This is a genomic window from Dyella sp. (genome assembly GCF_036746095.1).
Taxonomy (GTDB): Bacteria; Pseudomonadota; Gammaproteobacteria; order Xanthomonadales; family Rhodanobacteraceae; genus Dyella_B.
This window is the reverse complement of sequence record NZ_DAIOEU010000090.1, coordinates 1-12,907: the sequence shown is the minus strand read 5'-3', so window position 1 is coordinate 12,907 and position 12,907 is coordinate 1. Positions and strand designations below refer to the sequence as shown.

Genomic DNA, 12,907 nt, shown 5'->3' with positions numbered 1-12,907 from the left:
CTTGATCTGCAGCACTTCGGCATTGACGAGGTAGGCCGGCGTGACGCCGAAGCGGCCAGACGCCACCTGCTTGATCTTGGAAGCCTTCTCGGTGCCATAACGCGCCGGATCTTCGCCGCCTTCGCCGGAATTGCTGCGTGCGCCGAGACGGTTCATCGCAATCGCCAGCGCTTCGTGCGCTTCCGGCGAGAGCGCGCCGAGCGACATGCCAGCAGAGTCGAAGCGCTTCAAGATCACATCGACCGATTCCACTTCGTCCAGCGGAATCGGCGTGGCGGCCTTCAACCCAAGCAGATCGCGCAATGCGGAGGGCGGACGATGATCGACGTGGTCGGCATACACGCGATAGTCGCGCACGTTGCCGGTGCGTACCGCCGTTTGCAGGCTGGCGATCACGTCGGGGTTGTACATGTGGTATTCGCCACCGTGCACATACTTGTACAAGCCTCCTGCGCGCAGCGATTGCGCCTGGTTCCAGGCCTCCGCGGCCAACAGGCGTTGCTCGTGTTCCAGGTCGGCAAAGCCGGCGCCGCCGATCCGCGACGGCGTGCCGGGGAAACACAGCTCCACCACTTCCGGCGCCAGGCCCACGATTTCGAACAGTTGCGCGCCGCGATAGCCGGCCACGGTGGAGATGCCCATCTTCGACAGGATCTTCAAGAGGCCCTTGCGGATACCGCGTCGATAGCTGCGGCCGATTTCCGCCCGGTCGCCTTCGATATGCCCTTCGCGGCCAAGCTCGAACAGGCTTTGGTAGGCCAGCCACGGATAGATCGCGGTGGCACCGTAGCCGATCAGGCAGGCGAACTGATGCGGATCGCGTGGCGCGGCGGTCTCCACGATGATGTTGCAGTGGCAACGCAGGCCTTCATCGATCAGATGCGCATGCACGGCACCCGTCGCCAGCAGCGAGTGTATCGGCAGCAGGTCACGGTTGGGATAACGATCGCTGAGGAACACCAGTGCACAACCGTCGCGCACGGCTTGGGCCACTTCGCGGCATAGGCGGCGCAGCGCCGCTTCCAGGCCTTCTTGCGGCGCATACATCAGGTCGAAGCGCGGCGCGTTGGCATACTGCGGCATCGCCACCAGCTGGCGCAGCTTGCGCTGCGAAAGGATCGGCGAATTGATCAGGATCTGCGCTGCGTTTTCGGGCTTGAGCTCGAACACATTGCCTTCTGGCCCGATCTGCGTCACCAGCGACATCACCAGCTTTTCGCGCAGCGGATCGATCGGCGGATTGGTGACCTGCGCGAACGCCTGGCGGAAGCGGTCGAACAACGGCCGCACCTGGCGCGACATCGCCGCGACCGGCGTGTCGTCGCCCATCGAACCGGTGGCTTCCGCTTCCAGTTCGGCGATCACCTTCAGCACGGTTTCGCGCTCTTCGCGCGAGAGGCCGTACAGCTTCTGGTAGCAACGCAATTCATCGGCCGGCAGCGGTTCCGCCGCGAGCGAGGGATCGATCAGGTCGGATTCCAGATAGCTCACGCCGGCGCGCAGCCAATCGCGATACGGCGCGCGCTTGCGGTTGATCTCATCGATGTCTGCATCGCGCAGCAGCCGATGCGCATGGAAATCCACCGCGATCATCTCGCCCGGCGCCAGGCGGCCCTTGGCGATCACGCGTGCGCTCGGCACGTCCCACAAGCCGGCTTCGGAAGCGACGATCAGATGGTTGTCGTCGGACAAGGCCCAGCGCGCGGGACGCAGGCCGTTGCGATCGAGCGTGCACACGGCGTAGCGGCCATCGCACATCACCAATCCCGCGGGGCCATCCCACGGCTCGCTGTGCAGGGCGTAATACTCGTAGAACGCGGCAAGGTCTTCGTCGATGCCTTCGCGCGCGGCGAACGCCGGCGGCACCAACACGCGCATCGCGGCGAGCATGTCCAGGCCGCCGGCCAGCAGCAGTTCCAGTGCGTTGTCCAGGCTTTCCGAATCGGAACCGCTTTGGCGCACGAACGGACCGATATCGCTCAGGTCCACCAGCGGCGAACGCCACACCTGTGCACGCGTCTGCATCCAGCGGCGGTTGGCGCGGATGGTGTTGATCTCGCCGTTGTGCGCGAGCAGGCGGAACGGTTGCGCCAGCCGCCATTGCGGCGTGGTGTTGGTGGAGAAACGCTGGTGGAACACCACGGCGTCGGCGACGAGAGCAGGATGGCGCAAGTCATCGAACACGTCGCGCAGGCGTCCCGGTGCGGCCATCGCCTTGTAGCCGATCACCTGGGCGGAGAGCGACACCACGTAGAACTGCGGATCGTCCGCCAGCGCGTGCTCGGCGCGGCGGCGCGCACGGAACAGCGCGCGCTCGAAGCTGGCATCGTCCATGTTGTCCGCGGCATTGATAAAGATCTGCCGCACCACCGGCTTGGCGGCGGCGGCGATCGGGCCGCAGGCGCCGTCGTTCACGGCCACGTCGCGCCAGCCGGCAACATGCAGGCGTTCTTCCGCAACGTAATGCTGGAGCGTCTTGGCGGCATCGCTATCGGCCGACTCGAGGAACACCAGGCCGGCGGCGAAACGCTCGCCCAGCGGGATGCCTGCCTGCACCGCCAAGGCGCGCAACCATGAATGCGGATGATGGATCAGCACGCCACAGCCGTCGCCGGTGACGCCATCGGCATTCACGCCGCCACGGTGGGAAAGTTTGGCCAGTGCCGCGAACGCCGTGTCGACCACCCATTTACTCGCGCGGCCATCGATCTGGGCGACCAGACCAAAGCCACAGCTATCGTGTTCAAAACTGGGGTCGTACAACCGCGGTAACACTGACATGATCCTGATTTCCTCCCGGTGCGTTAGGGCCTGCTTACGATTCCTGCGTAGTCCGCGTTGCGTTTGAGCGGTCGTCAGGTGACGGTGCGTGGCGCAGCGCCAGACTGGTGGTCTGGTCAAGCCGCGCACCGCCGCATGGCGACCGCTCAGACGCAACCCTTGGGCCAAAAAGCGCGGATTGCGCAGAAATCGTAAGCAGGCTCTTAAGGCGCAAAAAGCCTGCCGTCCGGGGACGGCAAGCGGCATGCGAATAAGGCTTGCAACCCGACTTTAAGCACAACTTGTGCGTCGCGTCAAAGCCGGCTAGACGTCCAAATGAAAAACAGTCGTTAGCTGTATGCGTGCGTGCTAACAGACCAGTGCCCGGAGGATGTCCGCAAAGGCGCATTCGGGAGCCATTCCGGGCGTCTCGCCGGAACAGGCCACCTCAGACATAATCTGCCGCATGCCGACATCATCCCGTGCTTTCCGTGCCCTGCTTTTCACCTTCCTCGCCGCCGCGATCACCCTTTCCGCCAGCTTTCCCGCTGCCGTCAGCGCTGCGCAAGACAGCAAGACCGAAGCCGCACAGGCCCAGGCCAAGCAGCAGCTGACAGACCTGCGCAGCAAGATGCAGGCGCTCGCCAGGGAGCAGGCCGATACCGCCGCCAAGCGCGATAGCGTGAATGCCGAGTTGGCGAAACAATCCAACGCCGTCGCCACCGCCGCCAAGGCCGTGCGCGATACGGATGCGCAAATTGCAGCCAAGCAGCAGCAGCTCGATCAGTTGCAAACGCAACGATCTGCGCTGGATCAAAGCCTGAGCAGCCAGCGCGCGGCGATCGCGGACCTGCTGCGCGCGACGTACGCCATTGGCCATGGTTCGGATTTGCGCCTATTGCTGGGCGACGAGGACATCGGGCGCATTGCCCGCTCGCTCGCCTATTCCAAATACTTCCAGCAGGACCGCTTGCAGAAAGTTCAGCAGCTGATGGGCGAATTGGCCAAGCTGCAGGACCTGGAGAACCAGATCACCGCCGAGCAACAGGCGCTGCAAGCCACCCGCACGCAACGCCAGCAGCAGGCCGATGCCTTGCAGCAGCAGCGCAAGCAACAGCAGCAGCTCGCCAGCCAGATCGACACTCAATACAAGAGCCAGGCGCAGAAACTTGCCGCGCTGAAACAGAACGAGCAATCGTTGAATGACCTGCTGGCCAAACTGCAGAGGGCCATCGACGAGGCGGCGCGCGAAGCGGAGCGCAAGGCGCGCGCCAACCCCACCGTGCCGCGTGGCGGTGGCAAGGCGCTAGCCAACATCCGCGGCAACCTGCCGTGGCCGGCGCCGGGGCCGGTGCATACGTTCGGCAACGGCGTGCTGATCGCCGCGCCGCGCGGCGCCGACGTGCACGCGGTGGCGCGCGGACGGGTGGTATATGCGCATTTCCTGCGCGGCTATGGCCAGTTGATCATCCTGAGCCACGGCAATGGCTGGCTGAGCATGTACGGCAACAACGAAACCTTGTTGCACGGCGTGGGTGACGACGTCGATGCCGGCGAAGCGGTGGGCACGGCCTCGCTCAGTACCGGCGACACCACCGGGGTGTATTTCGAGTTGCGGCAGAACGGCAAGCCGGTCGACCCGCGCACATGGCTGAGCCAGAAGCGGTGATGCGCAGATAAAGCGCAGGCATTTGCAACCAGGTTCGGCGTATCCTTTTGGCTGAATTTCCGACGGTGCGTCGCGGTCTCAACGCCACCGTCACATCCTTTCCTATGGAGTTCTACCCATGCGTTTTCCCCGTCCCTGCCTGCTCGCCCTGTTGCTGGCGGCGCCCCTGCTGCACGCGCAGGGGGCTCCCGCGGTGGCGCCCGCCGAGGGTTCGGCCGCGCCAGCGAAGGCGGCGAGCGTCGCGGCGCCGACGGATCAGGTGGACCTGGACGACGTACGCAATTTTGCGCACGTGTACCAGATCATTCGCCAGGCCTACGTCGAGAAAGTCGACAACAAGACCCTGATGAACGATGCGATCAAGGGCATGCTTGCCGGCCTCGACCCGCACAGCGCCTACCTCGACAAGGCTGGCCTGCAGGAACTCAACGAGGACACCACCGGCCAGTACGGCGGCCTCGGCATCGAGGTGATGGAAGACAACGGCATGCTGAAGATCGTGTCGCCCATCGACGACACGCCGGCCTCGCGCGCCGGCATCAAGCCGGGCGACGTGATCACCGCGATAAACGGCAAGGTGGTCACGCCGGACAACATCGACAGCATGTTCGACGACCTGCGCGGCAATCCCGGCACCAAGATCACGCTGGGCATCCTGCATGAGAAGGCCGAGCAGCCGGTTTCCATGACGCTCACCCGCGAGCGCATCTCGATGACCAGCGTGAAGGTGCGCGAGCTGGAACCGGGTTACGCCTACATCCGCATCAGCCAGTTCCAGGACGACACTGCCGGCGATCTGGAAAAGAAGCTCGGCGGGTTGCTGCAAAAGAATGGCCAGCAAAAGGGTGCCGTGCTCGATTTGCGCTCCAACCCCGGCGGCCTGCTGACGTCCGCCGTCGCGGTAAGCGATGACTTCCTCGATTCGGGCACCATCGTGACCACCCGCGGGCGCCTGCCCGATGCCAACCTGACCTTCAGCGCCCATCCCGGCGACCTGTTGAACGGTGCGCCGATGGTACTGCTCACCGACAACGGCACGGCCTCGGCCGCGGAGATCGTATCCGGTGCGCTGAAGGACAATCACCGCGCGCTCATCGTCGGCCGCCGCACGTTCGGCAAGGGCGTGGTGCAAACGGTGCTGCCGCTCGACTCCGACCATGCCGTCAAGCTGACCACCGCGCGCTACTACACGCCGAACGGCACCTCGATCCAGGCCGAAGGCATCAAGCCCGACATCGCGCTGGCGGACCTGGCGGTGACCAAGGTGGATGATTCGCAGGTGCCGATCAGTTCCGAGGCCGACCTGCCGCATCATCTGGCCAATGAAGTCGCGGCTACCGGCGGCATCAACAATGACGGCTCGGCCGAGAACGCGAAGCTGGCGACCAGCGACTACGCCCTGTCGCAGGCGTTGAACATTCTGAAAGGCCTGGCGCTGCGCAAGGATGCCGGGCAGCCTGCGGCGCATTGAACGTCACCGTGGCCGTCATTGCTGCGAAAGCGGAAATCCATCGTCAAGGATGCTTCAGAGCAAAATGGATTCCCGCTTTCGCGGGAATGACGGCCATGAAGGTGCACGCAGCCGAGGTGGTGCGTCGCCCATCAAAAGCTGAAAGGCTTCTCCAACGTCAGATACACACCACGCCGCGGTCCAAACTGCGGCGCGCCGACGCCCACGCCGGTACCGCTGCGTAGCTCGTACGAACGATCCAGCACGTTGATCAGCGCCAGCTGCGTGTGCAGTTTACCCACGCTATCGAAATGGAAGTCGTGCGATACGCTGGCATTGAGCTGGAAGTAGTACGGCAGCGAGAGTCCATTCGGCACCTGGCCATCTTCGCGCAGACCGCTGCCGAACAGGTAATCGGCGCCGACCTTGGTGTCGTCGTTGATGGCATAGCTGATGCCACCGGACGAGGTGAGCTTCTGATCGTGATCCAGGTGGATCCAGTTCTCGGCGATGTAAGCCAGCTCGTCCGACCCGAAGTTGTATTGGCTGGTGATGACGTCCTTGCCCATGGCACGGCTGTACGCGGTGTTGAAATACGCCGAGATCGGGCCGTGGTTGTACGTGGCGGAAAATTCGGTGCCGCGCACGCGGCCGTATTTGTAGTTGAAGGTGGAATACACCAGCGCAGCGCCGAACTGTCCTTCGTCCTGCAGGCGGCTCACCTTGCGGTAATAGGCGTCCAGGCCCAGCGTCCAATCGCCGATGTTTTGCTGCACGCCGGCGTCGAAATAATTGGAGCGTTCGGTCAACGGCGTGTTGTTGCCGTAATCCTTTACCGCATTGGTAGTGTTGGCGAAGGCTGCAATGTTGCCGGTGGAAACCAGTTCCGTCTGCGGTGGCGTGAAGTAGCGCGAATAACCGGCATGCACGGTGGTGCTGTCGGTTGCCTGCCATACCAGACCCACGCGCGGGCTGAGCTGGCTTTCCTCGCGGAATGCGGTGTAGCGGTCGCCGCGCAAGCCGTAGTTGAGGGTGAAGTTGTCGGCGATGTCCCATTCGTCCTGCACATACAGCGCCGCCGTCTTGGCGAGGACACGATCGCTGGTGAAGATGTTGAACGGCAACGTGCTGGCCTGGCTGCCATCCGGATTGGCCGGAAACACCAGCGAATGGGTGTGGGTGCCGGCGCGGTCGAACTCGTAATACGCACCGTAGCGCAACGTGTGCGTGCCGCCCCAGGGCGTGGCGAAATCGGCCTGGAAGGTGGACGCGCGATCGCTTTGGTTGATCTGCCCGGCCACGCCGTTGAACATCAGGTCGCCGATGTCGTCGGGGTAGTACTGCAGGCCGCTGAAGCGCTGGCCCAGCGCAACCTGATAAGAGGTGTCGCCGAGCTTGCCCTGCAGCGCCAGCATGCCGAAACGCGTTTGCTCGTTCTGCCGCTCGTTCAAGTCAGCGGAGTTGAAATCGGTGAGATCCAGGTAGCCGAATTGCGGTGTCTGCGCGGGATTGTTCGGAATCTGAAAGCGATTGTTGGTCACGCCAAATAGGAAACTCAGGCGCGTGTCGTTGTCGACCAGATAAGAGACGTCGCCAAACCCTTTCAGCTGGTTGGTGTGGTCATGGACCGGATCGCGACTGGCGGTCGGGTTCTCGATGCCGGCGTTGTTTTCCTGGTAGTTGCCGGTGAAGTAATAGCTCCACTTGCCGCTATTGCCCCACACCGACAGATACGGATTGACGGTGCCGAACGAACCGCCGGTGACGCCCACCACGCCGCCGTTGCCCAGGTCCGTGCCGTTCTTGGTGGTGATATCCACCACCGCCGCCGTGCGCTCGCCGTATTGCGCCGGCAGCGCGCCGTCGAGCAACTTCACGCTTTGGATCATGCGCGGATCGAGCGTCTGGCCGAAGCCCGAGATCGATTCGGGCAGCATGATGCCGTTGATGCGGTACTGCAGATTGGCGTGATCGCCGCGCACGTGCAGCTGGCCGTAGGAATCCTGCACCACGCCCGGCGCCTGCAGCAGCACCTGGTTCAACGGCGTGGATGCCCCCAACGGCAGCGCCTGGATGTTCTGTGCATTGATCACGTACTCGCTGCTGCCCGTATCCGGCGACAGATTGTTGCGTGCCGTGTCCAGCGCCGCGTTCACGTTCACTGCGCCGAGTTCCTTCGCAGCGGTCCCGCGGCGGTTGCGCGCGCCCTCTTCATCCGGCGCGGAAGGGCCAGCGGATGAGTCGACAGCGGGAAACTGGGCGATTCCGGGCGGGGTCGTCGTGGCCATGGCGCCAGCCGTGGCGGCATATGCATATAACGCAAGGCTGAGGCCAACAGCGAGGGGAGATACTTTCATGCAGGGAATCCGGGCGGGTTCGGCAGGAGGATGGTGCGAAATGTTATAACATTTCATATCCGCCGGCGCGCCTCCCCCAGAAGTCATGCCTGTTTGCCGGACAGTTCATGCCGCCCTCATCAGCGCTGCACAACGGCGGACTATGATCGGCTCTGTTTGTTCCCAGGGAGCGCGTAATGACCGAGCGCAACGATACGCAGCCCAATAGCACCAGTCTTCCGGCCGTCGTCAGCCAGGACGAAACCAGCAACCGGGTCACGCGGGCGATCCTGGATTTCATCAGCCAGATTCCCGACAGCAAGGTGCATAGCCATCGCGATCCGGAAACCGAAGCACGGCGGCTGGCCAATCGCGCCGCCCAGCGCGCCGCGGTGACGGCCGGTACGCTCGCCTTGCCACCCGGGCCGCTCGGCTGGCTGACGATCCTGCCGGAGCTGGTCTCGATCTGGAAAATCCAGGCGCAACTGGTCAGCGATATCGCCGCCGCGTACGGCAAGCATGCGGAACTGGGCCGCGAGCAGATGCTGTGGTGCCTGTTCCGGCACACCTCCGCGCAGGCGTTCCGCGATCTGGTGATACGACTGGGGGATCGCCTTATTTTTCGTCGCGTGTCTTACAGCGTGATCGAACGTGTCGCCAAGCAGATCGGCGTCAAAGTCACGCAGCGTGCACTGGGCGAAGGCCTGTCGCGCTGGATGCCGATCATCGGCGCGATCGGCGTGGGTGGATACGCGTACTACGACACGCGGCAAGTGGCGGCAACCGCGATCGCGATGTTGCAGAGCGAGATCCGCATGGCGGATGAGGATGACGCTGCCCGCGTGGTTGCCACGCAGGAAGTGCAGGCGACGCGATTGCATTAGCGCGGCTGCATTGGGAAGGAACGCCACATCACGCTAAAGTCGCCGCTTCCTCGTCGTCACTTCCCGAACGCGGGCGTGACGCGGAAACGAGGTCCCAATTGGAAAGCCACGGCGGTCTAGCCCAGGAAAAACCGCATGCATGCTCCCGCTTCACAGCAACCCGTCGCGCTTGTCACCGGCGCCGCCAAACGCGTAGGCGCCGTGATCGCGCGCACGCTGCATGCCGCCGGCTACGATCTTGTCCTGCACTGCCGCCATTCCACGGCTGAAGCGGATGCGCTCGCGGCTGAACTCTGCGCGCACCGCGCGAACAGCGCGCTGGCTTTGCAAGCCGATCTTGCGGACTTGCCTGCGTTGCCAAAGCTGATCGAGACGGCGCTTTCGCACTACGGCCGGCTCGATGCATTGATCAACAACGCCTCGGCGTTCTATCCGACACCGCTGGAAACGGCCACGCCCGCGCAATGGAACGAGCTGTTCGCTTCCAACGCGCAAGCACCGTTCTTTCTGGCACAGGCCGCATTGCCTGCACTGCGTGCGGCACGCGGCGCCATCGTGAACCTGGTGGACATCTATGCGGAGCGTGCGCTTGCACAACATCCGATCTACGTGATGGCGAAGGCAGCGCTCGGCGCCATGACGCGCTGCCTGGCGCTGGATCTTGGCCCTGAGGTACGCGTCAACGGCGTCGCGCCCGGCGCGGTGATGTGGCCGAGCGACGGCAAGCCTTATGCCGATCAGGCGGCCATGCTGGCACGCACGCCGCTCAAGCGCGCCGGTTCGCCGGAAGACGTCGCCAGCACCGTGTTGTGGCTGCTGCGCGATGCACCGTTCGTGACAGGACAGATCATTCGCGTCGATGGTGGCCGCAGCGTCACCATTTAAGGCAACACTGCTCAAGCAGTGTTGCCTTTAAGCTTTCCCCATCAATGCCTATACAGGACGTATCAGCATGATCCACCTGCGCCTGGTTATTCCTTGCGAGCGCACCGATGCCGTACTTGCATTGCTGCTCGAGCGCCATGACGTCGCCAACGTGATGCGCCTGCCCGGCGCCTCGCTGCGGCCTGCCGGCGACGTCGTGCAATGCGATGTCGCGCGCGAAACCACCGATGAACTGCTGAGCCAGTTGCATGCGCTTGGCGTGGACGCTGGCGGCTCCATTGCCGTGGAGACGCTGGACATGCTGGTGTCGCAGCACCCGGACGCCGCCGCGCAGAGCGGCTATACGGAAGCCGCCGAATCGGTAGTGTGGGAATCGGTGGAAGCCTCCGCCGCCAACGAAGTGCGCGGAGGCTGGACGTTCTATGTATTCCTGACCTTGGGCGTGGCCTTGGCTGCCATTTCGGTGAAACTGGATTCGGCCATTACGGTGATCGCCGCGATGGTGGTGAGTCCGGACTTCAGTCCAGTGGCGGCAGCATGCGTGGGCACGGTGCGTCGTCGGCAACGGCATTTGGTCGGCAAGTCGCTGCGCTTGCTCGTTGCCGGGTTTGCGGTCGCCATCGGCGTCGTGACCGTGCTCGCGTTCTTTGCCGCCCTGGCGGGCTGGATCACCCTTGATGACCTGCTTGCACCGCGTCCACAAACGGATTTCATCTGGAAGCCCGACCGCTGGTCGTTCGTGGTGGCGCTGCTGGCAGGCGCGGCGGGTGCGCTGGCGCTTACCGCTTCGCGCTCCAACACGATGGTTGGCGTGTTTATCGCCGTGACGACCGTGCCCGCTGCCGCCAATCTCGCTTTCGCACTCGCCGTCGGCTTGCACATCTGGTTGTTTCCGGGCGCCGCGATGCAAGGTGCCGCACCTGGCGACAGCATCTGGCATGAAATCAGCGGTTCCGTCACGCAATGGCTGGTCAACGTGGCCGGCATGTTCATGGCCGGCGTGGCGACGCTGCTGGTGGCGCAATGGGTGAATCGGCGCGCCATCGCGCGCGGAGCAGCATTCGATGAAACGAAGGAACGGACGTTGCCTGCGCACGGCGAGTGAGCACCGCACCAGCATGCCAGACGTTTACAACTCGACGACCACCAGAGGCTCGCTCGCTACCGGAAAGCCCGCCCACAGCTCGCGCATCGTTTTTCCGCTGAGGGGGTGACGGATGTCCGGCGCGATGTCGACGATGGGTTTGAGCACGAAGGCGTGTTTCAATTCCTTGCGCGGAATATCGAGATGTCCCGAGCCCTGCGCTACCAGGTCGTCATACAGCACGATATCCACGTCGAGCGTGCGATCGGCGTAGCGCGGCACGTCGCGGCGGCGGCCGTGGCGGTCTTCCAGGGCGTGCAGCCAATCGTTGAGCTCCGTGGGCGACAATTCGGTATCGAGCCCGACGGCCAGATTCACGAAATCCGCTCCATCGAAACCCACCGCGGCGCTGCGATAGGCCGGCGATACGTCAATATCGCCGAAACGCGCACGCAGTTCCTCGATGGCGATCGGTAGATAGCGATGTGGTTCCTGGTTGGAACCCAGGCTCAAATAGACGCGCGCCATATCAGCCGGTTCGCTTGCCGCGCTCGATGCACACGCCGACCGCCTTCGCGCCACGCACCGCGCCAGGCTTGGACAGTTTCAGGCGCACCCATGCCACGCCGAATTCCTCGCGGATGATGGCCGCACAACGCTCGGCCAGCGTTTCCACCAGACCGAAGCTCGATTCGCTCACATAAGCGATCAAGCGCTTGGAGACATCCTTGTAGTTGAGCGTATCGGCGATGTGATCGGACGCGGCGGGAACGGCATTGTCGAACGCCATCTCGATGTCGAACGACAAGGTCTGGCGCACACGCCGCTCCCAGTCGTAGATGCCGATGACGGTGTCGATACGCAGGTCTTCAATAAAAACGATATCCATGCGTGCAAGCGTGCTGGGTACGGGCGACGGGATCAAGCGGCGGGCGGCAGGGTTTGCAGGTCCCAGCGCGGGAACACTTGCACCGATTCGTCCTGATGCTGCCCGTGCGCCAGCCGGATGGCGCCGGCCAGGGCGATCATCGCGCCGTTGTCGGTACAGAACTGCAAGCGCGGGAAATAGGTCTTGAAACCATCCTTGGCGCCGGCCGCGGCCAGTTCTTCGCGCAAGCGGCGGTTGGCGCCGACGCCGCCGGCGATCACCAGCCGCTTCGTGCCGGTTTCGGCCAGCGCGCGACGGCATTTGATCAGCAGCGTATCGACGATGGCCTCCTCGAACGCGCGGGCAATGTCGGCGCGGGTCTGGTCGCTCCGGTCCGATTGCTGCCAGGCCAGCAATACCTGTGTCTTCAGGCCGGAGAAACTGAAGTCGAGCCCTGGACGATCGGTCATCGGGCGCGAAAAACGGAACGCGCCCGGCTGTCCCTGCGCCGCCAAGGCGGCCAGCGCCGGACCGCCCGGATACGGCAAGCCCATCAGCTTGGCGGTCTTGTCGAAGGCTTCGCCGGCGGCGTCGTCCAGGGTATCGCCGAGGATGCGGTATTGGCCGATGGCCTCTACCTCCACCAGCATGGAGTGCCCGCCGGAAACCAGCAGGGCCACGAACGGCGGCGCGGGCGGGTCATCCTCCAACAGTGGCGCGAGCAGATGCCCTTCCATATGGTGTACGCCGATCGCCGGCACACCCAGGGCCCAGGCCATGGCCCGTCCCGTCGCTGCCCCCACCAGCAGCGCGCCCACCAGGCCGGGGCCGGCGGTATAGGCCACGCCGCCGAGATCGGCCGGGGCCAATCCCGCCTCCTTCAAGGCTTCCCGCACCAATGGCAGCAGCTTGCGCACGTGGTCGCGGCTGGCCAGCTCCGGCACCACGCCGCCGTAGTCGGCATGCAGCTT

General features: G+C 64.1%; 10 protein-coding genes. 5 read left to right on the top strand and 5 right to left on the bottom strand.

Annotated features, from left to right (window positions below):
- The coding region (gene gltB / locus V7M64_RS21260) for a glutamate synthase large subunit (protein ID WP_333682069.1) at positions 1-2,781 on the bottom strand (2,781 nt) is incomplete at its 3' end.
- Between the two features lie 445 nt (positions 2,782-3,226).
- Here gltB and V7M64_RS21255 point away from each other — a divergent pair.
- Both V7M64_RS21255 and V7M64_RS21250 read left to right on the top strand, forming a co-directional pair.
- Positions 3,227-4,429, top strand: a complete 1,203-nt coding sequence (locus V7M64_RS21255) for a peptidoglycan DD-metalloendopeptidase family protein (RefSeq protein ID WP_333682068.1) — start codon at positions 3,227-3,229, stop codon at positions 4,427-4,429.
- A gap of 118 nt (positions 4,430-4,547) precedes the next feature.
- The gene (locus V7M64_RS21250) at positions 4,548-5,900 is read left to right on the top strand and encodes a S41 family peptidase (protein WP_333682066.1); all 1,353 of its coding nucleotides are present in this window, start codon (positions 4,548-4,550) and stop codon (positions 5,898-5,900) included.
- A 131-nt stretch (positions 5,901-6,031) separates the two neighbouring features.
- Here the strand turns inward: V7M64_RS21250 and V7M64_RS21245 are convergent, their stop codons facing one another.
- On the bottom strand, positions 6,032-8,236 hold the full coding sequence (locus tag V7M64_RS21245) for a TonB-dependent receptor (protein WP_333682063.1): 2,205 nt from the start codon (positions 8,234-8,236) through the stop codon (positions 6,032-6,034).
- Between the two features lie 176 nt (positions 8,237-8,412).
- On the opposite strand from V7M64_RS21245, the gene V7M64_RS21240 reads away from it, so the two are divergent.
- From V7M64_RS21240 to V7M64_RS21230, 3 genes are all read left to right on the top strand, one after another.
- Positions 8,413-9,099 (top strand): hypothetical protein, encoded by a 687-nt coding sequence (locus tag V7M64_RS21240; protein ID WP_333682062.1) that lies wholly within the window; start codon positions 8,413-8,415, stop codon positions 9,097-9,099.
- A gap of 135 nt (positions 9,100-9,234) precedes the next feature.
- Entirely contained in the window at positions 9,235-9,984 is a 750-nt protein-coding gene (locus V7M64_RS21235; RefSeq protein ID WP_333682060.1) for a pteridine reductase, read from the top strand.
- 67 nt (positions 9,985-10,051) lie between these two features.
- Positions 10,052-11,089: a DUF389 domain-containing protein gene (locus V7M64_RS21230; protein WP_333682058.1), complete on the top strand. Its 1,038-nt coding sequence runs from the start codon at positions 10,052-10,054 to the stop codon at positions 11,087-11,089.
- Positions 11,090-11,113: 24 nt separating this feature from the next.
- On the opposite strand, the gene folK is transcribed toward V7M64_RS21230, so the two are convergent.
- The 3 genes from folK to tsaD all read right to left on the bottom strand — a co-directional run.
- A complete protein-coding gene (folK, locus tag V7M64_RS21225) occupies positions 11,114-11,596 on the bottom strand; it encodes a 2-amino-4-hydroxy-6-hydroxymethyldihydropteridine diphosphokinase (RefSeq protein ID WP_333682056.1) in 483 nt (160 codons plus the stop codon).
- A 1-nt stretch (position 11,597) separates the two neighbouring features.
- Entirely contained in the window at positions 11,598-11,957 is a 360-nt protein-coding gene (gene folB, locus V7M64_RS21220) for a dihydroneopterin aldolase (RefSeq protein WP_333682055.1), read from the bottom strand.
- A gap of 32 nt (positions 11,958-11,989) precedes the next feature.
- Positions 11,990-12,907 (bottom strand): tRNA (adenosine(37)-N6)-threonylcarbamoyltransferase complex transferase subunit TsaD (gene tsaD / locus V7M64_RS21215; protein ID WP_333682054.1); only part of this gene is annotated, 918 nt, incomplete at its 5' end.

Bases quoted from the DNA above. Each gene is read 5' to 3' on its own strand.
- V7M64_RS21240 (WP_333682062.1), top strand. From the start codon at position 8,413: ATGACCGAGCGCAACGATACGCAGCCCAATAGCACCAGTCTTCCGGCC.
- V7M64_RS21255 (WP_333682068.1), top strand. From the start codon at position 3,227: ATGCCGACATCATCCCGTGCTTTCCGTGCCCTGCTTTTCACCTTCCTC.
- V7M64_RS21245 (WP_333682063.1), bottom strand. From the start codon at position 8,236: ATGAAAGTATCTCCCCTCGCTGTTGGCCTCAGCCTTGCGTTATATGCA.
- V7M64_RS21230 (WP_333682058.1), top strand. From the start codon at position 10,052: ATGATCCACCTGCGCCTGGTTATTCCTTGCGAGCGCACCGATGCCGTA.
- V7M64_RS21250 (WP_333682066.1), top strand. From the start codon at position 4,548: ATGCGTTTTCCCCGTCCCTGCCTGCTCGCCCTGTTGCTGGCGGCGCCC.
- folK (WP_333682056.1), bottom strand. From the start codon at position 11,596: ATGGCGCGCGTCTATTTGAGCCTGGGTTCCAACCAGGAACCACATCGC.
- folB (WP_333682055.1), bottom strand. From the start codon at position 11,957: ATGGATATCGTTTTTATTGAAGACCTGCGTATCGACACCGTCATCGGC.
- V7M64_RS21235 (WP_333682060.1), top strand. From the start codon at position 9,235: ATGCATGCTCCCGCTTCACAGCAACCCGTCGCGCTTGTCACCGGCGCC.